The following is a 22,492-nucleotide window of genomic DNA, read 5'->3' as shown; positions in this document are numbered from 1 at the left end:
TGTATCCAATTAATTTAAATTCAACTAAACGCCAAGCAACTGTACTACAGTTTGTATCCAGTCGCTACTATATATACTTCCCGAGAACGGGCACGTGAGGCATCAGGTTTGCGTATTTTCACTGCTTTAAAACTATTACGTACATCTTGCAAGTATTGATCAAAGCCTTCTCCTTGGAAAACTTTAACAATAAATGCGCCATTTTTCTTTAGTACTTGAGCACACATATCTAGCGCAAGTTCTACCAAATACATGCTACCTGCTTGATCTACTGAGTTATTGCCACTCATATTTGGTGCCATGTCAGAGAGTACCACATCAACATTTTTACCATCAATACGTTTTAACAACGCATTTAACACAGCCTCCTCACGAAAGTCACCTTGTAAGAAGTCAACGCCCGCAAGTGAATCCATTGGTAATATATCACACGCAATTACTTGACCTTTGTCGCCTACTTTTTCAGCCAAGTATTGAGACCAACTTCCTGGAGCCGCCCCTAAATCAACAACGGTCATGCCAGGGCGAAGTACTTTATCTCTGTTTTGTACTTCATCTAATTTAAAAACCGCTCGGGAACGCCAGCCTTTTTTTTGCGCTTCTTGAACATATTTATCATCAAAATGTTCTTTCAGCCATCGCTGTGAACTGGCTGACTGTTTTTTATTTGTCATAAATTAACACGCAACTAATTAGTAATATTCTCTAGATGGCGTTAGAATACCCTTAATTCAAGCCATATTCAGCAAAATTTGTATAAACATGACATTATCAAACAAACAAAAGCAGTTTTTAAAAGGTCAGGCACATAGCCTTAAGCCTGTAGTTTTACTAGGTTCTAACGGTCTAACCGAGGGCGTAGTAGTCGAAATTCAAAGTGCATTAGAAATTCACGAATTAATCAAAGTTAAAGTTCCAACTGACGATCGTGAAACAAAAGCACTTATTTTTGAAGCAATCGTACGTGAAACTGGTGCGACTAAGCTACAAACGATAGGTCACACTATTGTGCTTTATCGTCAAAGCGTTGAGAAAAAAATACACTTACCACGTAACTAATTAATCCTATTTAAAGGATTTAGTACGTTTAAACTAAAAACCAGCTTAATGCTGGTTTTTTATTATTTAACGCTTTTAAATTAAAAACTCATTTTATGATGGATTACATCATAGTCACTGCCATTACTACTGGGCTTTTTATTCAATATAAAGTACTGGTCAAATTGTGCTTCACTCATAGTTGGCATTTTTTCATTCGAGAGTAGTTCGGCTAGTTCTGGTGTTGTATTACTGTGCCCAATAACAACAACTACGCCCTCTAGTTTTAGTAACTCATTTTTTAAATTATTTAGCTCACCTGCATCATAAATATTTATATTTGTATTAAAATGTTTCTGCAAAGGGGCTGCTGTCTGTAGCGTACGATTATAGTTGCTGCTGAAAAGATGTATATTTTGATGCGATTTAAACAACGTAACTAAATTATTTGCACGTGCCTTCCCTTCCTCTGAGAGCGCTGGATTTTTACCCGTTAACTTTTCGCTATGACGAAATAAATATATCTCATCAGGTGCTGCAAATGCCAAACTACAATTAAATGACATGACTAAAAAAGTGATTGCTAATATTATTTTATTTTTCATATTTTTTTACCTCGTTTGTATTCTAATAGCCTGTCGATAAATTCAGTCGTTAGCTCATTGATTACGCCGGTTTCAGCATTAACTATTAAGCTAAAACCAATATTCAAGTGAGGAAATACAACCACATCACTTCTATATCCCTGAACCCAACCACTATGATAATAAAGCGTTTCATCGGCATAGTTATAAACACGCCAACCTAAACCGTAATAGGCTTCATTAAGGTGTTTTTTCCACACCCTGCGATACATTTCTTTTTTTGTGTGAGTGTATGGGCGTGTTTGTTTTGCCAATGTATCTAATGACAAAACATCAGGATATTGCCCTAACTGCGCTTTTAACCAAATAGCCATATCACTTGCGCTCGCATTTACACCGGCTGCTGGGCTCACTTTATAGTAATTTTTTTTAAGCTTAGCGCTATACCAACGTTTTTTACCACGCACGTGCGGTAGCGCGTAATTTTTGTCATTCGTCATTGATTCAAAGCCTAAGCTGGCATCACCCATTTTTAAAGGCTCAAAAATAGCTTCTCGTAACCACTGTCCGTAACTTTTATCGGTGCTTTGTAATATTACATCACCTATAAGGCTAAACATTACGTTTTGATAGCCATAACATTCGCCGGGTTTGCAAATTGGTTTAACGCTAATTAACTTTTCGACAATTCCGGGGTAATCCATACGAGACTCAATTAAATTATCGTATGCATTAGGCACTAACCCGCTTGAATGGCTTAAAAGATGAAACACCTTTAAATCATCTTGATAAACAGTCCCTTTAAAATCAGTTATGTATTCGCTAACAGCTTTGTCTAATTCAAGTAAACCATCACTGGCTAATTTAGCTGATAACGAACCTGCAAATGTTTTAGAAACAGATGCGAGTCTAAACCGAGTATGCTTATTAACTTTTTGCCCATTGCGTGTTTTAGTAACACCCATAGTGTGGATGTAATCAGAGTTGCTTATATTTACAATCGAAAGCGCTGCACCGGGTATACCTTTACTTTTTAATTTTTTTTGTGCGTAACGGCCGTACTTTTTTACAAATGCATCCCAATCAGGATCTGCTTTTGCTGCAAAACTCACAGAGCTAAACAACAAACACAAAGCAGATAGGCAATACAATAAAGAGTTGAGATACTTCATTTTTATAAATTTTATCTTTTTAACTACATCTGCGCAGATAATATCATGAAGTTTTGCTTGTACTAACGTACAATACGACGATTATTTGGTTTTAAGCGAGTGTTTAGTACTTATGCGTTTTTTAGTTGTGTCACTTTTTATTTTATTATCAACTGGTTGTGCTATTACAAAGCAACCGGCCGAACCACTGGCCATGCCATTAAAGCCAACATTAAAAAGTCAGACCTATCAACTTGAGTACACCACAGAGCACTCATCTCCAAAAGTTAAATCGGTTCAACTTCCTGCACATAAAGTAGTTAGAAACCAAACAGTAAAAATTATTACCGGTAAGGCAAGCGTAACCGATAAACTTCTATCGCAAATTAGCCAAGCTCTTAACGACAAACAGCTAAAAGTAACAACTAAAAACAACAGCGACTATACACTTACTATTCAACAACTTGACTTAACTTTCATAGACGATACCAAGTACGCAATAAAACAACCAGAGAACCCTTTTACCTTATATTCAAATATTGCACAGCAATATCCAACACAACAGTGCGCTGCAATATTTGCACAAGTTAGTATGCGTCTTACACACAAAGCGTCGGGTGATGTTGTTTGGTTTGCTAAATCTTCTATCGACAGTGCAAGTTTTCATCGTGAACCACTAATTTACAATTTCACTGAAGAGCAAAAAATAACAAATGAGCTTGAGGTTGTCGCTTTTGTTCATCAGCAAAACACTGATGAAGCTCGTATTGAAAGACTTGGAAAAGATATTCAAATTCCTCAGTACAAAACATTGTCAAAACTATCTAGCCTTACCAAACTTAGCGGTCCATGTAACAGAACAGAAGTAAGCGCATTAACACCTATGATGCAGTTTTACCTAAGCAGTATATTAATCGATAAAATTAAAGTTCAGTAGGTTTTAGCCAGCTTGCGCTTATACTTACTACATTTTTTTACAGATTAAAGGAACGAATTAACAATATACTACGCTTAATAACAAATAATAATTAGGCCCTTAGGGATGAGAAACGCTTTGCTTAACCATACTTTACTGAGCATAACACTGCTTTTTTGCTGCATTTTTAGCACATCGAGTATGGCAAGTAACCGCTATTATGCAGACAATACGTTAGAGCCAACTCAAGGTTTTGCGTGGGACTGGAGTGCAGGCGCTGGTTTTTATATTGAAGATTCTTACCTTGTTGGTATTGAGTCTTACGATAAAGGCGTTGAGCTCGACTTAAGCCTTGCTGTTTCCTACGATAAATTTTACCTTGATTTCGATCACAATCAACTCAGTGGCGGCCTTGTAATAGGCTACAGTCTTATAGATAAATTTGATTGGGGCCTAGATATATTAGGCACAAATACTCAAGCTGGATTTGACGAAAAAGGCCTCGGATTTTATAACCATGGTGTTATAAAAGAACTCCAAGGTATAAAAAAACGTAATTACGACTTTGATGTTGGCCTTAGGCTCTCTCGCCGATTTGAAAACTCACAGTTCTCTTTTGAATACCTTCATGATGTATCTGGCGCGCACAATGGCTGGGTTATAAACAGCTTTTTTAGTCATATTTTGCCATGGCGAAACTGGGAGTTTAGATCAGGTGTTGGTTTAAGCGCCTACTCTGCTGACTTTACCAATTATTACTTTGGTATTGATAGCGATGAAGCCACCAGCCTTCGCCCGATTTATAGCAGCAATGCCAGTACTAGTATTATTTTTGAGTTCCATGCTGAGTACCCAATAAGCCAAGATTGGGTGTTTTTATCCGGCTGGCTTACAACATGGTTTTCAAAAGAAATTGACGACAGCCCAATTATTTCCCAGGGATATCAACATAAAGCCAAGGTAGGCCTACGTTATGTATTTTAGATGGATCTGTGTATTACTGATCTTCCCCAGTACCTTTACTGTTAAAGCGCAGGAGCATCCTGAGGCACTCATCGCACTACCCGACACCTGCGTTGCACTGCGCGAAGGGCGAAATTGCTATGCCGATGTTACGCTTACATGGGAGCAACCAACTATTGGTAATTACTGCCTACGTGACGCCACCTCAAAGTACATAATGCAATGTTGGCTTAAACAACAAAGTGGTACTTTTAATTATGCTTTTGACTCACAGCAAAGCATTTCGTTTGAACTATTTGATAGCAATACGTCTAAAATAATAAGTATTGCCGAAGTAAAGCTTCAATGGGTATATCAAAACAGGCAAAAAAAGCGCCGCTGGCGACTATTTTAATACCAATCGCATTAAGGATATTTTATGGATAACTACGGCACTATTTTACTTGTTGAAGACGATGTATCTCTTGCTCAATGGGTTGCTGAATATTTAACAGAGCAAGGCTATACAACGCATGTTTGTCATCGAGGTGACGAAGTTGTTAGCCAGGTAAAAACGTTAAACCCAAATATTGTGCTCCTTGATATTATGCTCCCGGGACAAGATGGTATAAGCGTATGTAGAGAGCTTCGTAGTTTTTATAATTCGCCTATCATAATGCTTACTGCTCGCGATGAAGAAATGGATGAAGTCATTGGTTTAGAAGTAGGTGCAAGCGACTACATAATGAAACCTGTGCGCCCTCGTGCATTACTAGCGCGTATAAAAGCGGCTCTGCGTCAAAATAATGAATCTAATACCCCACACGTTAACGAAAGTGTTATTCAAGTTGGTACGCTTAGTATTGATACCGAGTCTCGTAATGTAAAACTTAACGAGCAAGACATAAATATATCAAGCGCTGAGTATTTACTGCTTCATTATCTTGCGAGCAATGCGGGCCAAGTGGTCTCTCGTGATGCTGTATTTAAAGCAACCAAAGGTAGAGAATACGACGGACTTGATAGAAGTGTTGATGTACTTATTTCTGCACTACGCAAAAAATTTAATGATGACCCACAAAATCCAGAAAAGATTAAAACTATTTGGGGTCGTGGATATTTACTTGTTTCTACTGCGTGGTAATAAAGTGATGAATCTATAAATGAAAAAGTTTTATATATCGCTTCTTGGCAGTGCGCTTTTATCTATTGTGGTATTAGGCTGGCTTATTGATGCCTTTAGTCAGCAGGCGCACACTCCACAAGATGAATTTAGTCAACAAAGTAAAATGATCACGGGTTTTAGCAAGCAGTTAGCTAATATACCCACATCTGAGCGCAGCGATTACGTAAAACAACTGGCGCTAGAGTTTGATATTTTAATTGATTACAAGCCAAATGAATCACTTGCTTTACCACCATCTTTATTATTACAAATGCATACACCGGGTGGACTGATTTTAGAAGATCAACAGGGCTTTTATATGCTTTATAGCAGCGCCGTTTTAAACCCTTTTCATTTATCAATGCGTTTAGACAAAATAGTTGATATCGAGCAGCATAATGACATTGTACTTACCCTGCTATTTTACGCAGGCTTATGTGTCTTTATGGGGTTTATTATTGCACCCTTAGCAAAACGATTAACTGTGTTAAACGAAGCCGCTAAAAAGTTTGCCTCAGGTAATGTTCAAGCCCGAATAAAAGTATCGCACTTTACCTATATAAAAGATGTAGAGCTTACCTTTAACCGCATGGCTAGCCAAATCGAGAAACTTGTTGCCGAAAACAAACTGATGGCCTCAAGCTTATCTCATGACATACGCACCCCTATTGCGTGTCTACGTTTTGGTCTAGATGCCGCATTAGATAGTCACAATGAGCAAAAAATAAAACAGTATTTAATGCGTATGGAAAATGATTTAGATCATATGGAATCTATGCTTAGTAGTTATTTAGCATTTGCCACACTTGAGCAAAACGCCAACAAGCTCACTTATTCTTCAACAAATATTAAACTCTATTTAGAAGATATTTTGATACAGCTTGCCCCTAAGCTTGAAATGCAAATGCTTAGCGTACAACTCAATAGCACTGATGAAATAATAAATGCAGATCTTCACTGGCTTGCGCGTGCAATTACTAACTTATTAACTAACGCATGTGATTTTGCAAACCAACATATTTACCTCAGTGCAAAGTTACACGAGCAACAGCTTATAATAACGGTAGAAGATGACGGCCCTGGTATCGCTCGAGAAAACTTTAGTAACGTATTTAGCCCATTTTTTAGAGAAGAAGATCATCGTAACAGAGCCGATAAAAGTTATGGACTTGGTTTAGCTATTGTAGCTAAAGTAGCTGACTGGCATCACGGCAGTGTTAAAGTAACTAAAAGTAATCAATTAGGCGGGGCGTGCTTTACCCTTATTATTGCTCAGCACCACAACCCGTAAAGCAATTTTTACAGACTGTAATTAACAATTATTAAACAAAATCAACTCGTTATTTTAAACGTCTCGATAACAATAATTAAAACTGATAGGTATTACATACACTCTACTTATTAAATTGTGCAGTATCAGCAAATAAGCACTTTTTATTTATTTACATTTCCAGTAGATTGTCAGCGCCGTCACACAATAGAGAAGTACAATAATATGAGCGCAGTTAGAGGCGAGTTCAGCTCTCGCTTTGGTTTTATTATGGCCGCCGCGGGTTCTGCCGTTGGTTTGGGCAATATTTGGGGATTCCCTACACAAACAGCCAGTAATGGCGGTGCTGCATTTTTAGTCGCATATTTAGTGCTTGCGTTCTTTTTAGCCTACCCCGCTTTAATGGCTGAGCTGATGATTGGCCGTCATGGCCAAGCAAATGCGGTTTCATCGCTTCAAAAAATATCTAATAAGCCATGGCAAAAACATTTTGCCTTTATTGTCGGTTTTGGCGGTATTTTATGTGCTGGCTTTATACTCAGCTTTTACGCCATTGTTGCAGGTTGGATGCTTAGTGCTACAGCTGAGCCCATAGCCACCTTAGTCGGCGCCGACACAGCATCGACATGGCTAAGCGAGCAATCACTTACTCGAAACATTATATTCACTCTCGTCTTCATCGTACTAACTGTCGCTATTATCAGTAGAGGCGTAGAAAACGGGATTGAAAAATGGTCTAAACGATTAATGCCCGCTCTTCTCGGTATTTTATTTGCGCTCATTGCCTACGTAATGACACAAGATGGCGCAATGGAAGGTTTAAAAGCGTATTTGGTTCCTGATTTTTCATCTATTTTTGATGCACAGTTATTAGTTAGTGCACTCGGTCAAGCCTTCTTCTCGTTATCGCTTGGTACTAGCGTAATGATTATTTACGGCTCGTACATTAGCAAAAAAGAAAACCTTGTTTCTTTAGGTGCTTATGTAACCCTTATTGATGTATTTATAGCTTTTGTAGCGGGTTTACTGATTATTCCGGCCATGTATGTAGCACAAGCTCAAGGCGTTGAAATTTTCTCTGCCACAACGGGTAAACTACTCTCTGAAGACACATTAGTGTTTCAAGTACTCCCTGCTTTATTTGATGGTATGGGCGACGTAGGTTTATTTGTGGGCTTTTCATTTTTTGCGTTAATGAGTATCGCCGCTTTAACATCATCTATCTCAATGCTAGAAGCGCCTGTTTCATACACTGTGGAACGCTTTGCAATGAAGCGCATTCAAGCTACATGGCTAATCGGCGCAATCATTGCGGTTGTGAGTATTACAATTGTATGTAACCTTGGGAGCTTATTTGGTTTAGTGATTACTTTAACTACAAAAGTAGCTCAGCCTTTACTTGGCCTGATGTGCTGTATATTTGTAGGCTGGATTTGGTACAGAGGCTCATTACTTAAAGCAATTAAAGAAGGTAATCCTGAGGTCCATAACACCTTGTTTTGGAAAGTATGGCCTTGGTACACTAAGTTTGTGTGTCCACTTGCTATTGGTATGGTGTTTTTACACTCACTATTAAGCTAAATAATACCTTAACCTTAAAATAGTATTAAATTAAAATAGCCCACATTAGTGGTTTTTTTTATAACTCTTAAATTGGATTTATACCAATCTGCTTATATACGGGGTCTATTTAACATTAAGAAAATTACGCTAGAACTAGGCAAAAATTTTTGTATTTAGTTGTTCTAAATAAAAAATTTTTAACGACGTTATAGTGCAATTTAATTCGTTAAATTGATCAAAGATTTATTCAGGTTGGTATTATTTAGTAAGTTTTAAAATCATATCCTGATGAGGGATACCGTCTTCTAAATATTCACTTTTATAATCCTCAAAACCAAAAGAGCGGTAAAAATCAAGCAAATAAGTTTGAGCGCCTATATAAATATCTCGCTCAGGCCAGTGCGCTTTACAGCAGTCTATAGCTTCAGTAATAAGTAAAGTAGCATACCCATTACCACGCGCTCCTTCACTCACTAGCACGCGACCTATTGCGCTGTATTGCTCGCTTTTGTCATAACAACGCGCATAAGTTTGCAGTTGCCCATTATCCAATGTATATAAATGCCTTGTATTTAACGCAATATCTACATCATCAAGTTCAGGGTAAGGACACGCCTGTTCTACAACAAACACATCAACCCGCCCACGCATAATAGTAAAAAGAGTCCGGGAGTCGAGAGAGTCAAATTGCTCACATTCAAATTGCATATTATTAAATCCTATAAACAATAAACCCAGCCTAGGCCGGGTTTAATAAAATTATTCATTTGTTAGTTTATATTAAGTAAATAAGCGCTCTAGCTGGTCGCACAACTGCGATAAATTTACATGGTCATGCTCTATGGTTAAATCTACATAACCGTCGCTTCTAAAGGCTCTGTCTAGCTCTATAAGCACATGTGTTTTATGTGCCTCTGGTATAAATGATAATTCAATCTCTTGAATACCAAATAAGCTGCGACTATTTGGCTTATATTCGAGTTCTTGATAACAACCAGATAACGACTGAAAAGTAGAAGCGCGTAAATGACCTTTTTCTACATCCGCTTTCATCAAACTAAAACCTAGTTTATCCATTGCCTGCATACATGTTTTAACGGCTTCATTAGGGTAAATGTGTAAATGGTCTTTATCTGTTGGGTCGAGTGCTAAGTCTATGTCTAAGCCTGTTTCTAGCCATACATGAGATTGATTGTACCCTGCATTAATTTCTGTAATAGGTGTTTCAGAATGAAGACGTGCTTCAAAAGGAATATTTTTAACTTCGCCAGGCTCAATTGTACCAATATCAGTAATTCGCCATTGGTCAATCACATGGTTAGTAAAATAATCGCCATCATCACCCGCCACTTTAACGCGGGTCATTAGTAATAAATCTAAGCCCGCAATCTCTTGGCTAACATCACCTGCGGTAATGACTATTTGTGCGTTAAAAAGCTGACCTGGCTGCAGGCGCTCAGTTTCTAAAATAGTGTCTACTTTTGCAGCACCAATACCTACCGACGCTAAAATCTTTTTAAACATATATTCTCCTTAAGCTGAGCGGCTCTATTATTTGCTCCGGCTTAAACTTCTTCGTTATCGCATCTTAACCATATTTAAAAGCGGTTGTCAGTGAAAAAATGTTATTTACATACTATTTACGATTAAATACGTGTTTAATGTGCACTTTTTATACGTAACTGGGCAAGTAACTGATTAGACGCGTTCATTTTTAGGTCTATTTTTATTTTCAATGGTATAATTTTTTCGTTACACTGCAATCCCAAATGAAGTGATATTAAGAATTATGGAACTAATCTATTTTGCCGCCGCGTTTGTTTGTGGTTTTGCTGTTTATCAATTAAAACTACCTCCTCTTATTGGCTTTTTATTAGCTGGTTTTGCTTTAAATTTATCGGGTTATAAAAGCACAGAATTGCTCGACACAATTGCAGCTCTTGGCGTTACCCTTCTTCTTTTTAGTATTGGCTTAAAACTTAAAGTTAACAGCTTAATTAAACCCCAAGTATGGGCGCCTGCTACATTACATATCATTTTTAGCAGTGCGTTATTCAGTGGTTTTATGTTGCTGCTTGGCGTTTTCGCTATTCCACTGTTTGTTGATTTAAGTTGGCAAAGTGCTTTATTAGTTGGGTTTGCGCTTAGTTTTTCGAGCACTGTATTTGCAGTGAAAGTACTTGAAGAACGCGGGGAAATGGCAAGCCTACACGGCAAAATAGCCATTGGTATATTAGTAATGCAAGATATCTTTGCCGTTATCTTTTTAGCCATTAGTACCGGTAAAGTCCCAAATGTATGGGCAATTGCATTAATTATTGCTTTGCCTTTATTACGACCTGTTATGTATGGCGTGTTAAATCGCTCTAAACATGGTGAACTATTGCCATTATTTGGTTTTTTCTTTGCTCTCGTCGCTGGTTATCATGCTTTTGAATTTGCAGGGCTAAAAGGCGACTTAGGCGCACTTATAATTGGAATGATGTTTGCTCCCCATAAAAAAGCAGGCGAGTTATCAAAGTCTCTGCTTAATTTAAAAGACATATTACTAGTCGGCTTTTTCTTAAGTATTGGTTTAAGTGCAGAGCTAACTACTAATTCCTTGATTGTTGCCATTATACTTATTTTAGTGTTACCAATTAAAATAGCGCTTTATTATGTGTTCACTAACGTATTTAAACTACGTGCGCGTACGTCATTACTTACCGCTTTTAGTTTATCTAACTACAGTGAGTTTGGATTAATTGTATGTGCAGTGGCTGCAACTACTGGCATGATCACCTCTGAGTGGCTCGCTGTAATGGCAATTGCCGTTTCTATTACCTTTGTAATTGCTTCGCCACTTAATAAGCGTTCAAACGAGTTATACGTAAAAATAGAGCACTGGCTATTAAAATTCGAAAGTAAAACACGTTTAGCTGAGGAGCTACCCGTTAACCTTAACGATACTAAAATAGTCATTTTTGGTATGGGCCGTATTGGCACAGGTGCTTACGAAACAATAAACGCGACTCACCCAAATGTTGTTGCAGGTATAGATATAAAACCTGAGGTGGTGGACAAACACGTTAACAGAGGGCGCAACGTATTAATTGCTGATGCAACCGACCCTGACTTTTGGCAACGAGTAAATCATTCACAGGTAGAAATGGTTATGCTAGCAATGCCAAAGCATATGCAAAATATTTTTGCACTAGAGCAACTACAAGCCTCAGGCTATCAAGGTCAAGTAACAGCTATTGCAAACTACCCTGATCAACAAAAGGAACTTGAAGAAATGGGCGTTCACTCTACTTATAACTTTTACCTAGAAGCTGGTAGTGGTTTTGCAGAGCACGTTAAACAAAAGCTATTTAACAAATAACCTCTTTTTTGTAATATTGATCAATAACAAAGCTTTACATTAATAAGGCTTTGTTATTAGTTTTTAAATAAAAAGCAATTCTATTTACATTCCTTTACAAGCCAATTCTCCATAGTAATAAAAAACAGGTAGACTAGCGATGTTGGTTAAATAGAATCCATGTTCTAATAATAACTTAATTAGATCCCAGCTAATTGACATTCAACTAGGTTTATAATAATCAACATAAAATCATTAAATTAGAGGGCCTACTCCCTCGCAAAATAGGCTGTTTCTTGCCCGTCACAGCCTATTTTATATCTCTAAAATCCCTTACACTTACCCAAACTTTAAATACCCAAGTAATTTTTATGGATCCAAAACAATTAAAAATAGCGATAAATACCACAATGCCGTTTGGAAAATATGCAGGACGCCCGTTATTGCTGCTACCAGAACCTTATTTGGTGTGGTTTAACAAGCAAGGGTTTCCAGATTCAAAGCTAGGTAGCCAACTTGCGATAATGTACGAAGTAAAACTAAATGGCCTTGAGCAAATGCTGATGCCATTACTGGATAAAAGATAAAATAATTGAGAACTTTTTTGAAGGTACGCGGTCTATTATATTGCTACTTGTTGATTTTGGTTTTTAACCACAAAAAACGCGCCTCTTGGCGCTTTTTTTATGTCTTTAGTTTGAGAGGTAAACACACAATAAATTTTGCTCCGCCTAAACTTGAGCTTTCAACTGTGCACTCCCCCTGATGCCACGACACAATTTTAGCAACTATAGCGAGACCCAAACCAAAACCACCGGTACCTTTGCCCCTGCTTTTATCAAGCCGAGTAAAAGGTTTAAATACATTTTCTCGCTCAGCCGGGTCAACCCCTTCACCATCATCTTCAACAATCAATACAATGTGATTTGCCTCTTGTTTCAGGGAAATTTTAACCTGTTGATGTGTATACTTGAGCGCATTCCCAATTAAATTTTGAAATACTCGCGCCATAAAATGGCTATCGCAATAATAGATTAAATGATCTGGAAGATGTGTAGAGAGCGTTGTTCGCGCTTCAAAATTTAGCTTTTCAACAGTGGTTTTTACCAGCCCAGCTAAGTCACAGTTTATTGGCTGTAAACTAGGTTGTTGAGAGTCTAATCGCGCATACTCCAGCATTTCAGAGACAAGTGATTCAAGCTCACTAATATCCGTTTGCATATTTACTAGGTATTTTTCGCCTTTTTCATCAAGTATTTGTTCTTGTAGCATGACAATTGCAAACTTTAAACGTGCTAGTGGCGTTCTAAATTCATGCGATACCGATGAAGTAAGTTCTTGCTGCGCACTAAGTAAAAACTCAATACGTTGCTGCATTACCTTTAATGTATCGGTGATGGGTAAAAAGAAAGACTTAGAGGAATCATTTAACTGAAAATCTTGTAAACCCTCTACCGCTTCACATGCTTTACGAAGCTTTGCAAAATCTCGCCACAATAAAAAGCTCCACAGCCCAACAGGAATACCAACAATAACAAGGAGTAATAAATAGGGCCAAACAGAAGATGATTGCGGTGTTAATACACCGACCGGTCCTACTTGAAGTAATGAGTCATTACCAATATCTACATACCAAACAATGCGTTGTTGCTTATCGTATAAGTATAAGTAGTGGTTTTGGTTGAGCTGCGATTGTTGTTTTTGAGGAAGTATTAAATCGCGTCTATCAATCACTTTACTTTCAAAGTTATGTTTTAGCTTTTTAAGACCATTGGGGGTTTGTGAGAGCAACCAGAGTGATTGCCCAAACTCATCGTCTAAGAGAACTTGCTGTTGCGACTCTTCATAAGGCCACAACTGCTCTATAACACCACTTACTACAAACAAAGAAACGATGATGTATAAGTATAAGCTGGTAAACAGTTTTCCCATTAAAGCCGACTAACCTTAAATAGTTCTAAAGATCCCACGCATCAGAAACAAATAAATACCCTTGTCCCCATACAGTTTTTATACGATACGGCTTATCACTGTTATCGCCTAATTTTTTTCGAATTCTTGAAACGCGTACATCAACAGTTCTATCAAGTCCATCGTATTGACGGCCAATCATATGTTGGTGCACATGTTCTCTACTTAGTACTTCGCCCGCATTTGATGCTAATAACCATAGTAGCTCAAACTCGTGTGATGTTAATACAATCTCTGAATCACTTAGCTTTACAATGCGGCTTGTTTTATCAATAACTAAATCACCAAACTGAAGTTCTTCATTTGATTTTACGATTGGTTGCCCACGACGAAGTAATGCATTAATTCGCGCTAATAATACACGTGGCTCTGCTGGTTTTATTACGTAGTCATCAGCGCCAAGTTCTAAACCAAGTACTTGGTCAAAGTCTTCACCTTTAGCAGTTAACATTAAAATTGGCAGAGTAAATTTGTCTCTCACTTGGCGGCAAACGCTAAAGCCATCTTTACCTGGCAGCATAACGTCTAAAATCATTAAATCGGGTGAATTATTTTCTAGGTAATTAAATACTTCGTCACCACGCTCTAACACTGCGACTTCAAGGCCATTATGTTCAAGGTAATCTTTTGTTAGTTGTTGTAAACCGAGATCATCTTCAACAAGTAAAATTTTTGGCATTAGTTGCTCCTAAATTAAAAAAAGCTCCACGGAGAGCGAAGCCTACGCCTATTTTTTTTAGCATGGGCGCTTTGTACTTCAACCTGTGTTTTTGCTATTAACACACCCGTATGAGGATTGATTAAGGAGTATATGGTCTCCACCTGAACACGCGCTTTATAATTAAATTGCCCAGAAAGTTGTTGCTCCCAGCATTGAAGCCGTTGCTCTTGCTGATACAAACAGACATCACTGTAGGCGTTTAATTGCCATTTAAATTGTAAATCAAGATCGCAAAAACCCTGCTGTTCAGAGACAACGCAGACTTTTGGAGAAACGCTAAAAACAGGGGTTTGTGCCATACTAAAGCCACTAAAAAAAGTGGCCATAAACACAACTAATATTGAATACTTCATATTAAAAAGTACGGTCGAATCCTATAAAAGCAGTCATTGAATAAGTACGTTCAAAGAGCGGACTGCCATCCATAGCCGAATAGTCATAATATGCTACATGAAAACGAAGAGAGTCAGCCTTACTCAGTGGCCAACGGGCATCGATTTTAGCATAAGGTTGCCAACTACTACCAACGTCTATTTTACCAAATTGAGTTTCGCCCTCTTTAAGTCCATAAAAATAGCTATTTAGTTCCGCAGATTTATAGTTTATTCCAAGTGTTGGCTTTATTTTGAGCTTTCCAAGCACAGTATGATACTGCCACTGCAATGCTGCGCGGGTACCTCGATAAACATCGGTTACGTCATGCAGAGCCTGAACCGAAAAAATATGGCCTTCATTTACATAGTGATAAGCAATACCCGCATCGAGTGCAATGTGGCGTTTATGTAAATCATCAATACCAACATAGCGAGAGGACGAGGCTTCATCTTGCATAATAAACTGATTGTTGAGTGCACTACTTTGTAGTGTAAATACATTTTTAGGATGCCAATCTATAAAGAAGCGAGACTCAGAGTTAAGTTCACTAACTAGGTTAAGGTGATGTTTTGGGGATTGTATAAATGAATAGCCAAGACGGCCGTTATCAAAAAACCATTGCTCTGCATAAAACGCAACTTGAGGAATAAGTACTAGCGGAATATTATCTCCACCGTGCAAAGGGTTAGTTATAACTCCAGCCCCTACACTTAAACTCAAATGTAGGCGATCGGTTGCTATATCTTGCTCTGTATAATCGTCAGTATGTTCACTAGCTTGCGTTGCATGCAGCGAAAAGCAAGCAAACAAAGTGCTAAAACATAGAGCAGTTAATAATGAGAGAGAATAGCGCATCAACGTACATCAAAGTAATAAAATAAGTGAGTTCCCCATACTAGCAAGGTCTTTTTAAACTAGCTCTAGCTAGTTACAATTATTCACAATTTGTATACAAAAATGTTAATCTTTATGTTTCCGCGGGTTATTTATCTTTCTGAAACTGTACTTTAAGATACTTTTAAAATGAGACACAACGACGAAAGGCCATTATCTAAATAGAGGCTACAAGGTGCTAACACGTTACAAACCTACTTTATTACCTTTACAGCCAACTAGGTTAACGATGTTGATATTGTTACTCTAAATTAGGCGGCTTTAATGCAGAGCAATTAAGCATCTGATACTTGTTAAATATCAGGTGCTATTTCTATACGGTTTCGTCCATGTGTTTTGGCAATGTATAATGCTCTATCTGCACGTTCAACTAAAACCGAGCTATTAGTAAACGGGCGTAAAATTGCTAAACCAAAACTTGCTGAAATAGCACGTTTTGCAGTTACATCATGCTTTTTACGAATCGCCAATTTTGCTATTGCTAAACGAATACAATCTGCAAACGCTATTATATCGTTGATAGTGTCAAAATAGGCTGTTATGCAAAACTCTTCGCCGCCATATCTATATACATTTGCAGCTTCAGTTGTATTTTCTCTCACTTTTTTAGCAACTAATCTAAGTACTTCATCACCCTTTTGATGACCAAAGTCATCGTTAAAGCGCTTAAAGTGATCAATATCAAACATAATAAGAACAGCAAGAGAGTCTTCTTGCGCTTGCTCTGAGTATTCAAAACAAAAATTTACAATATCTAGATCAAACTTACCTCGGTTATAAAAACCAGTAAGTGTGTCGGTATCGGCAGCTTCTTTTGAAATATTCAGTGCTTCTTTTAAGTCTTTTATCTCATTGTAAGCAACGGCTAACTTAGTTTGAAATTCTCGAGCATAATCTTGCATTGCAATAGAATCGTCAGTCAAACGTTCAACGCATCCCAGTATTTCATTGTAAGAGCTTACATCAACAAGCATATTTAACTCGTTTTGTGAGTCGACTAAGCTTGTTGTAAAACTTTTAGAGTGATCAAGCGTTGTACTTATATCCTGCTGAACTTGTTCCATAGTTGTGTGAAATTTTTCAGTTATTTCTTGAAAAAAAGCGAGATCGTCTTGCGTTAAATATTTGTCAAAAATCTCTTTTGCTTTGTCTTGTGAGCATGTTTGTTGCTCAGCAATAACATGATCTAATTCAGTATTTAGTGAAGGGTTGCTTCCTTGAATGTAACAGTACCAAATTGCATAGTTGATGGGGGTTACCGGCATACGGTACTTTACCATCAAAGGAATCGCCTTTTTTAGGCATTGGGCAGAATGAGCAAGTGATACTGCGTGGTTCATAAATAAACTCTCAAGCGTCATTGTTTTTATTATTAGCGCTCAATGTTAAGTAATAGTAAACTTATACGCAACCTATATTCATACTATTTAACTAACTTGCTTATTCTCTGTGCATATTAAATCGCTTTTGCCTCTAAAGTTTGCGCAATATTCCACAACGCACTGATTGCAGGGTCATTTAACTCTTTCCTTAATACTGCCAAACCAATATCAAACCCATCAGGCGCTTGCATTTTTGGTGTTAGTATTTGTACTTTATCTTGCAGTGGGCTGTTATCTAGCACTATTTTAGGGACCATTGCGACACCTAATCCTAAGCTCACCATAGAGACCATTGCTTCGTGCCCAGCAACTTGGGCGTAAATCTTTCCGTGAATATTATTTTTACGCCACCAGTGTTCTAATCTTTGGCGAGAAAAGCCTTGCTCTGGCACAATAAATTCCAAATCAGACCAATTAATATCATCACCATTTTGTGTTAGCTTTTGTGTGATCGGGCATTGAATTTTTGGGCCAATTAATAAAAGCGGAGAGTGACCAATATCAACAAAAGCAATTTGCGCTGGTAATTTACTTGGCTTAGCTGCAATAGCCATTAATTCGTGTCCATCTAGCACGCGGTTTATAGCAAGTGCAGGATCTCCTGTATTTAATGTTATTTCTATATACTGATGCTGCGCACGAAGTTGCTCTAATATTTGATGTAAAAAACTATAGGATGCAGTAACCGAGCAATAAATACTTACTTTTCCGTAAATATGTTGCTGTGGATCTTTTACATTCGCTTTAAAGCGCTGCCAATTAGCAAGCGTCGCTGTCGCGTAATCAATAAACGACTCACCTTCTCGCGTTAATTTAACACTGCGGTTATCGCGTATAAATAATGCGACACCTACTTCCTCCTCTAAATGCTTTATATTGCGGCTTAAAGTTGGTGCACTTATATGGCAAAGCTCACTTGCACGCCCAAAGTGAAGTGTTTTAGCCAACGCTAAAAAGTAGTTTAAATGTTTATGATCCATACCTAATCCTGCATTTCATATTATGAAACACTTTAATTCAAATATATCATTTTACGCAAGCAACGATTTTACATATGGTGTTTGTAAGCGCAATAAACATTGCGCATCTAACAAACATGACTCTATAGGACACTAACAATGGCGAATTATTTCAATACCTTACCTTTACGCGAACAATTAGCGCAATTAGCGCAATGTGAATTTATGGACGCAGGCGAATTTGCTGATGGCGTTGATGCTCTTAAAGGTAAAAAGCTGGTTATTGTAGGTTGTGGCGCACAAGGTTTAAACCAAGGCTTAAATTTACGTGATTCTGGTTTAGATGTTTCTTATACATTACGCGCATCAGCTATTTCTGAGCGTCGCCAATCATTTTTAAATGCATCTGAAAATGGTTTTACAGTAGGCACATACGAAGAATTAATTCCTACAGCTGACGTAGTATTAAACCTAACACCAGATAAGCAACATACCGCTGTAGTAAGTGCAATTATGCCACTTATGAAAAAAGACTCTACTCTTGCTTATTCTCATGGCTTTAATATTGTTGAAGAAGGCATGCAAGTACGTGAAGACATTACTGTAATCATGGTTGCGCCTAAGTGTCCTGGTTCTGAAGTACGTGAAGAATACAAACGCGGTTTTGGTGTGCCAACTCTGATCGCGGTTCACCCAGAAAATGATCCTCAAGGTCTTGGTTTAGCACAAGCAAAAGCCTATGCAGCTGGAACAGGCGGACATCGCGCAGGTGTACTTAAATCATCATTTATTGCTGAAGTTAAGTCTGATTTAATGGGCGAGCAAACCATTTTATGTGGCATGTTACAAACAGGCTCTATTTTATGTTTTGATAAAATGGTAGAAAAAGGCGTTGATGCTGGTTATGCATCAAAACTAATTCAATACGGCTGGGAAGTAATTACCGAAGCACTTAAGTACGGTGGTGTTACTAACATGCTTGACCGCCTTTCAAACCCTGCAAAAGTAAAAGCGTTTGAACTAAGTGAAGAACTTAAATTAATTATGCGCCCGCTTTATAATAAGCATCAGGATGACATTATCGACGGCACCTTCTCACGCACCATGATGGAAGACTGGAATAATGATGACGTCAACTTACTTAAATGGCGCGCAGAAACAGCAGAAACCAACTTTGAAAAAACCCCTGCTGGCGATGTAGAAATCTCAGAACAAGAATTTTTTGATAACGGTATTTTAATGGTAGCAATGGTTAAAGCAGGTGTTGAACTTGCATTTGAAACTATGACAGCAGCCGGCATTATCGAAGAATCAGCTTACTACGAGTCATTACACGAAACGCCATTAATCGCTAATACTATTGCGCGTAAAAAGCTTTTCGAAATGAACCGTACTATTTCTGATACTGCAGAATACGGCTGTTACTTATATAACCATGCATGTTTACCATTACTTGCTGATTTTATGAAAAACGTTGATACAGACATTATTGGTAAAGGCCTTGGCGAGCACAGTAACCAAGTTGATAACCAAACATTAATTCAAATTAACGCTGCACTGCGCGAACACCCAGTTGAAAAAGTAGGTGCTAAATTACGTGGCTACATGTCAGCAATGAAAAAGATTGTTTAACCCTAAACAATAAATGTTTCGCTTGTTAGAAACCAAGCCCATATGTTTTACATGTGGGCTTTTTTATACTCATTCATAAAACTTTAACCATCCAACGCTATCTTCTATCCATCTCTTTATAGGCAATATTTAGATCAAAATAAATAATGTGCTAATATAGTCCTCTACTCAGTTGTAAAATTAATTAATATCATGACGATACAAAACCTTTCTATTACTCAAAAAATCACAGCTTTAGGCAGTGCTATTGCTATATGTGTAGCCGCGCTTATTGGCTTGACCTCTTTATACAGCTCAGAAGATATAATTGAGCAACGTATGATTGAGTCAGAGCTACCTAGTAAACTGCAAACAATCAGCAATCACATAGGCGGTGAAATCAACGAGTTACTCGGTGCTGCTCAGCAACTATCATCGAATGAATTTATTTTACAATGGGCTCAATCAAACAACCAAGATGATACCTTACTATTAAAAGAATTAAATCGCGTTGCCCAGCAATACGATTTAGCCACAGCATCTTGGGCAAATAGAGACACTGCACAGTATTGGAATCAGCATGGTTTTTTGCGTGTGTTAAAAAACGATGCAGCCGATGGCTGGTTTTTTGCTTTTAAGCAATCAAAACAACCTTACTCTATAAGTATTTATCAAGAATCAGCCAATGATGTAAAAATGTTTATAAATCATCAGCAGGCTAATGGTACTGGTTTAGCAGGTCTTGCAAAAAGCATCACTGATATGCAAAAGCTATTACAGCAATTTAAAATTGAGCAAACAGGCTTTGTATTCATTGCAGATAAAAGTGGATTGATTCAGCTTCATAAAGATGCAAGTAAAGTAGCTAAAGCAAATATTGATGATTTATATACTACAAATATCCACAGCCAACTATTTAATAGTAATGGCTTTGCGCTAGAAGAAATCAGCTTAAATGGCGAACCTACTCTTATCGCTGCTACGCCAATTAAAAATACCGATTTATATGTTGTAGCTCAAGTGCCAAAAAGTGAAGTCTTCGCAAGTGTAAATACCTTACAATGGCAAATTTTTACCTTTACGATAATTACAGCATTAGTTGCTAGCTTGATTAGTTACTTACTTGCACGCTCACTTTCATCTCCACTTTCTAAAATGGCTGAGCTATTTTCACGATTAGGCTCTGGCGATGCAAACTTAGCGTATCGCTTACCAGAGTCAAGCCAACCAGAGCTTAACAACCTAAGTAATGGCTTTAATCAGTTTATTAATAAAATAGAAGTAGCCATTACTCAGGTTGCAAGCGAAAGCCACGATATACGTCAAAGCTCTGATCATGTATTTGAACAAGCCAAACGAAATTCTCAAGCAATAGATCACCAAAAAGAGCAAACAATCTCTGTCGCAGCCGCCATAAATGAAATGGGCGCGACAGTGCAAGAAATAGCGCAAAGTGCTGCAAATACAGCTAAGTTAACCGATAGCAGCCGCGAAAATACAATTCAGAGCCACAAGCAGGTATTACAAAGCCAAGCAACTATCTCAGCCCTTGCCAGCGATATTGATGGCATTACAGAGCAAGTAACTTTGCTTTCTAAAAAGACAGTTGATATTGCAAGTATTGTTGACTCAATTAGAGGTATATCGGATCAAACTAATCTACTTGCTTTAAATGCGGCTATTGAATCTGCTCGCGCAGGGGAACATGGACGAGGCTTTGCTGTTGTTGCTGATGAAGTACGTGCACTGGCAAACCGCACATCGCAATCAACTACCGAAATCCAATCTATGATTGAAGAGCTTACAAGAATATCTGACGATGTAGTTAACGATATTGGTCAATCGAAAGATAAAGCACAGCAAAGCGTTGGTGCTATGCAAAACTCAGTAGAATTACTCGATACGATAACCGAAACAGCCAATGAGATAAATGATATGGCTACGCTCATAGCGACTGCAACTGAGCAGCAAAGTAATGTGGTTGCCGATGTAAGTCGTAATATTGAGCAGATTAGCGAAATTAGCGATAAAGCAATGAGCGAACAAATCAATACAGAGCAAGCTATTCGAGACTTAGCAAACAGCGCACAAACACTTGATGCACTTGTAGCTACCTTTGAAAAACACCGCTAAGTAGCTATAACATTACACGCCTGCTATGAGCAAAAACTATCTTCGAAGATAGTTTTTGCTCATAGCTAATATTCTTAATTTGAACAAGCTAAGCGTTTTCACTATCGCCGCTATTAAACGCTAAAACGTACGCTTCCTTTTTGGCTCTAGTGAGCTTTTTTAATTGATATTCAAGCTTACTCGCTTCACTTTTATTGCCCACTTGTTGTTGATGGATAAGTAAAAGCGGTCCTTTACCTTTAAGGTTTTTAGCCCCTTTCCCGGCTTGATGAGTTGCAAAACGTTTTTCAACATTAGTCGTGATCCCGGTGTACCAATGACCTAATCGCGTTTCAACTATATATAAAAACCAAATGGACTCAGTTTTTAAAATATTCGTTTCGATGTGTTGTAAACTTTTTTCATTATTAGTGGTCAAATCATTACCTTAACGCCCTTAACACAAAACAATTGCTTAAAAGGGTTTTACCTTCA

At 37.8% G+C, this 22,492-nt stretch carries 23 protein-coding genes; 11 read left to right on the top strand and 12 right to left on the bottom strand.

Annotated elements, in window-relative coordinates; all coding sequences use genetic code 11:
- Positions 1-44: 44 nt before the first annotated feature.
- On the bottom strand, positions 45-674 hold the full coding sequence (gene rlmE, locus I6F49_RS06520) for a 23S rRNA (uridine(2552)-2'-O)-methyltransferase RlmE (RefSeq protein WP_197179309.1): 630 nt from the start codon (positions 672-674) through the stop codon (positions 45-47).
- An 88-nt stretch (positions 675-762) separates the two neighbouring features.
- Here rlmE and yhbY point away from each other — a divergent pair, with 88 nt between their 5' ends.
- Positions 763-1,059, top strand: coding sequence for a ribosome assembly RNA-binding protein YhbY (yhbY, locus tag I6F49_RS06515; RefSeq protein WP_002963153.1), 297 nt, complete (start codon positions 763-765; stop codon positions 1,057-1,059).
- 80 nt (positions 1,060-1,139) lie between these two features.
- Here yhbY and I6F49_RS06510 read toward each other — a convergent pair whose 3' ends face one another.
- Positions 1,140-1,643: a SixA phosphatase family protein gene (locus tag I6F49_RS06510; RefSeq protein ID WP_197179307.1), complete on the bottom strand. Its 504-nt coding sequence runs from the start codon at positions 1,641-1,643 to the stop codon at positions 1,140-1,142.
- Positions 1,640-2,794: a serine hydrolase domain-containing protein gene (locus I6F49_RS06505; RefSeq protein WP_197179305.1), complete on the bottom strand. Its 1,155-nt coding sequence runs from the start codon at positions 2,792-2,794 to the stop codon at positions 1,640-1,642. The genes I6F49_RS06510 and I6F49_RS06505 overlap by 4 nt, the downstream gene beginning before the upstream one ends.
- Before the next feature lie 112 nt (positions 2,795-2,906).
- On the opposite strand from I6F49_RS06505, the gene I6F49_RS06500 reads away from it, so the two are divergent.
- The 6 genes from I6F49_RS06500 (at position 2,907) to I6F49_RS06475 (ending at position 8,647) form a co-directional block, all read left to right on the top strand.
- Entirely contained in the window at positions 2,907-3,710 is an 804-nt protein-coding gene (locus tag I6F49_RS06500; RefSeq protein WP_197179303.1) for a hypothetical protein, read from the top strand.
- A 180-nt stretch (positions 3,711-3,890) separates the two neighbouring features.
- Entirely contained in the window at positions 3,891-4,673 is a 783-nt protein-coding gene (locus tag I6F49_RS06495) for a MipA/OmpV family protein (RefSeq protein WP_010553867.1), read from the top strand.
- Positions 4,663-5,046, top strand: coding sequence for a DUF3019 domain-containing protein (locus I6F49_RS06490; RefSeq protein WP_197179293.1), 384 nt, complete (start codon positions 4,663-4,665; stop codon positions 5,044-5,046). The genes I6F49_RS06495 and I6F49_RS06490 overlap by 11 nt, the downstream gene beginning before the upstream one ends.
- A gap of 24 nt (positions 5,047-5,070) precedes the next feature.
- Complete coding sequence (locus tag I6F49_RS06485) at positions 5,071-5,775, top strand: response regulator transcription factor (RefSeq protein ID WP_197179291.1); 705 nt, start codon at positions 5,071-5,073, stop codon at positions 5,773-5,775.
- 19 nt (positions 5,776-5,794) lie between these two features.
- A complete protein-coding gene (locus I6F49_RS06480) occupies positions 5,795-7,087 on the top strand; it encodes a sensor histidine kinase (RefSeq protein ID WP_166421240.1) in 1,293 nt (430 codons plus the stop codon).
- Positions 7,088-7,291: 204 nt separating this feature from the next.
- On the top strand, positions 7,292-8,647 hold the full coding sequence (locus tag I6F49_RS06475) for a sodium-dependent transporter (RefSeq protein ID WP_166421241.1): 1,356 nt from the start codon (positions 7,292-7,294) through the stop codon (positions 8,645-8,647).
- A 240-nt stretch (positions 8,648-8,887) separates the two neighbouring features.
- Here I6F49_RS06475 and I6F49_RS06470 read toward each other — a convergent pair whose 3' ends face one another.
- Both I6F49_RS06470 and I6F49_RS06465 read right to left on the bottom strand, forming a co-directional pair.
- Complete coding sequence (locus I6F49_RS06470) at positions 8,888-9,337, bottom strand: GNAT family N-acetyltransferase (RefSeq protein WP_197179289.1); 450 nt, start codon at positions 9,335-9,337, stop codon at positions 8,888-8,890.
- A 72-nt stretch (positions 9,338-9,409) separates the two neighbouring features.
- Positions 9,410-10,153 (bottom strand): sporulation protein, encoded by a 744-nt coding sequence (locus tag I6F49_RS06465; protein ID WP_166421243.1) that lies wholly within the window; start codon positions 10,151-10,153, stop codon positions 9,410-9,412.
- A gap of 265 nt (positions 10,154-10,418) precedes the next feature.
- Between I6F49_RS06465 and I6F49_RS06460 the strand changes: the two genes are divergently transcribed.
- Positions 10,419-11,993 (top strand): cation:proton antiporter family protein, encoded by a 1,575-nt coding sequence (locus tag I6F49_RS06460; RefSeq protein ID WP_197179287.1) that lies wholly within the window; start codon positions 10,419-10,421, stop codon positions 11,991-11,993.
- Positions 11,994-12,343: 350 nt separating this feature from the next.
- Positions 12,344-12,559, top strand: a complete 216-nt coding sequence (locus I6F49_RS06455; RefSeq protein ID WP_166421245.1) for a DUF3820 family protein — start codon at positions 12,344-12,346, stop codon at positions 12,557-12,559.
- Between the two features lie 97 nt (positions 12,560-12,656).
- Here I6F49_RS06455 and I6F49_RS06450 read toward each other — a convergent pair whose 3' ends face one another.
- The 6 genes from I6F49_RS06450 to ilvY all read right to left on the bottom strand — a co-directional run bounded on the left by I6F49_RS06450 (position 12,657) and on the right by ilvY (position 18,295).
- The gene (locus I6F49_RS06450; RefSeq protein ID WP_197179285.1) at positions 12,657-13,904 is read right to left on the bottom strand and encodes an ATP-binding protein; all 1,248 of its coding nucleotides are present in this window, start codon (positions 13,902-13,904) and stop codon (positions 12,657-12,659) included.
- Between the two features lie 25 nt (positions 13,905-13,929).
- Entirely contained in the window at positions 13,930-14,622 is a 693-nt protein-coding gene (locus I6F49_RS06445) for a response regulator (protein ID WP_166421247.1), read from the bottom strand.
- A 14-nt stretch (positions 14,623-14,636) separates the two neighbouring features.
- On the bottom strand, positions 14,637-15,017 hold the full coding sequence (locus I6F49_RS06440; RefSeq protein WP_197179283.1) for a DUF3019 domain-containing protein: 381 nt from the start codon (positions 15,015-15,017) through the stop codon (positions 14,637-14,639).
- A 1-nt stretch (position 15,018) separates the two neighbouring features.
- Positions 15,019-15,831, bottom strand: coding sequence for a MipA/OmpV family protein (locus tag I6F49_RS06435; protein ID WP_197179324.1), 813 nt, complete (start codon positions 15,829-15,831; stop codon positions 15,019-15,021).
- Positions 15,832-16,226: 395 nt separating this feature from the next.
- On the bottom strand, positions 16,227-17,273 hold the full coding sequence (locus tag I6F49_RS06430; protein ID WP_197179281.1) for a GGDEF domain-containing protein: 1,047 nt from the start codon (positions 17,271-17,273) through the stop codon (positions 16,227-16,229).
- A gap of 116 nt (positions 17,274-17,389) precedes the next feature.
- Entirely contained in the window at positions 17,390-18,295 is a 906-nt protein-coding gene (gene ilvY / locus I6F49_RS06425; protein ID WP_166421248.1) for an HTH-type transcriptional activator IlvY, read from the bottom strand.
- 138 nt (positions 18,296-18,433) lie between these two features.
- On the opposite strand from ilvY, the gene ilvC reads away from it, so the two are divergent.
- Together ilvC and I6F49_RS06415 are read left to right on the top strand one after the other, a co-directional pair.
- On the top strand, positions 18,434-19,906 hold the full coding sequence (gene ilvC / locus I6F49_RS06420) for a ketol-acid reductoisomerase (protein WP_024589917.1): 1,473 nt from the start codon (positions 18,434-18,436) through the stop codon (positions 19,904-19,906).
- 192 nt (positions 19,907-20,098) lie between these two features.
- Positions 20,099-22,018 (top strand): methyl-accepting chemotaxis protein, encoded by a 1,920-nt coding sequence (locus I6F49_RS06415; protein ID WP_166421250.1) that lies wholly within the window; start codon positions 20,099-20,101, stop codon positions 22,016-22,018.
- Positions 22,019-22,106: 88 nt separating this feature from the next.
- Here the strand turns inward: I6F49_RS06415 and I6F49_RS06410 are convergent, their stop codons facing one another.
- Positions 22,107-22,436: a GIY-YIG nuclease family protein gene (locus I6F49_RS06410; protein WP_166421251.1), complete on the bottom strand. Its 330-nt coding sequence runs from the start codon at positions 22,434-22,436 to the stop codon at positions 22,107-22,109.
- Positions 22,437-22,492: the final 56 nt, after the last annotated feature.

The organism is Pseudoalteromonas sp. SWN166 (assembly GCF_015864485.1).
Lineage (GTDB): Bacteria > Pseudomonadota > Gammaproteobacteria > Enterobacterales > Alteromonadaceae > Pseudoalteromonas.
The sequence above is the reverse complement of the archived record's forward strand: the minus strand, read 5'-3'. Positions and strand labels throughout refer to the sequence as shown.

Coding starts and splice junctions, on each gene's coding strand:
- I6F49_RS06500 (WP_197179303.1), top strand. CDS start 2,907: ATGCGTTTTTTAGTTGTGTCACTTTTTATTTTATTATCAACTGGTTGT.
- I6F49_RS06465 (WP_166421243.1), bottom strand. CDS start 10,153: ATGTTTAAAAAGATTTTAGCGTCGGTAGGTATTGGTGCTGCAAAAGTA.
- I6F49_RS06440 (WP_197179283.1), bottom strand. CDS start 15,017: ATGAAGTATTCAATATTAGTTGTGTTTATGGCCACTTTTTTTAGTGGC.
- I6F49_RS06455 (WP_166421245.1), top strand. CDS start 12,344: ATGGATCCAAAACAATTAAAAATAGCGATAAATACCACAATGCCGTTT.
- I6F49_RS06460 (WP_197179287.1), top strand. CDS start 10,419: ATGGAACTAATCTATTTTGCCGCCGCGTTTGTTTGTGGTTTTGCTGTT.
- I6F49_RS06475 (WP_166421241.1), top strand. CDS start 7,292: ATGAGCGCAGTTAGAGGCGAGTTCAGCTCTCGCTTTGGTTTTATTATG.
- ilvC (WP_024589917.1), top strand. CDS start 18,434: ATGGCGAATTATTTCAATACCTTACCTTTACGCGAACAATTAGCGCAA.
- I6F49_RS06415 (WP_166421250.1), top strand. CDS start 20,099: ATGACGATACAAAACCTTTCTATTACTCAAAAAATCACAGCTTTAGGC.
- I6F49_RS06490 (WP_197179293.1), top strand. CDS start 4,663: ATGTATTTTAGATGGATCTGTGTATTACTGATCTTCCCCAGTACCTTT.
- rlmE (WP_197179309.1), bottom strand. CDS start 674: ATGACAAATAAAAAACAGTCAGCCAGTTCACAGCGATGGCTGAAAGAA.
- I6F49_RS06470 (WP_197179289.1), bottom strand. CDS start 9,337: ATGCAATTTGAATGTGAGCAATTTGACTCTCTCGACTCCCGGACTCTT.
- yhbY (WP_002963153.1), top strand. CDS start 763: ATGACATTATCAAACAAACAAAAGCAGTTTTTAAAAGGTCAGGCACAT.
- I6F49_RS06505 (WP_197179305.1), bottom strand. CDS start 2,794: ATGAAGTATCTCAACTCTTTATTGTATTGCCTATCTGCTTTGTGTTTG.
- I6F49_RS06510 (WP_197179307.1), bottom strand. CDS start 1,643: ATGAAAAATAAAATAATATTAGCAATCACTTTTTTAGTCATGTCATTT.
- I6F49_RS06480 (WP_166421240.1), top strand. CDS start 5,795: ATGAAAAAGTTTTATATATCGCTTCTTGGCAGTGCGCTTTTATCTATT.
- I6F49_RS06445 (WP_166421247.1), bottom strand. CDS start 14,622: ATGCCAAAAATTTTACTTGTTGAAGATGATCTCGGTTTACAACAACTA.
- I6F49_RS06495 (WP_010553867.1), top strand. CDS start 3,891: ATGGCAAGTAACCGCTATTATGCAGACAATACGTTAGAGCCAACTCAA.
- I6F49_RS06485 (WP_197179291.1), top strand. CDS start 5,071: ATGGATAACTACGGCACTATTTTACTTGTTGAAGACGATGTATCTCTT.
- I6F49_RS06450 (WP_197179285.1), bottom strand. CDS start 13,904: ATGGGAAAACTGTTTACCAGCTTATACTTATACATCATCGTTTCTTTG.
- ilvY (WP_166421248.1), bottom strand. CDS start 18,295: ATGGATCATAAACATTTAAACTACTTTTTAGCGTTGGCTAAAACACTT.
- I6F49_RS06430 (WP_197179281.1), bottom strand. CDS start 17,273: ATGAACCACGCAGTATCACTTGCTCATTCTGCCCAATGCCTAAAAAAG.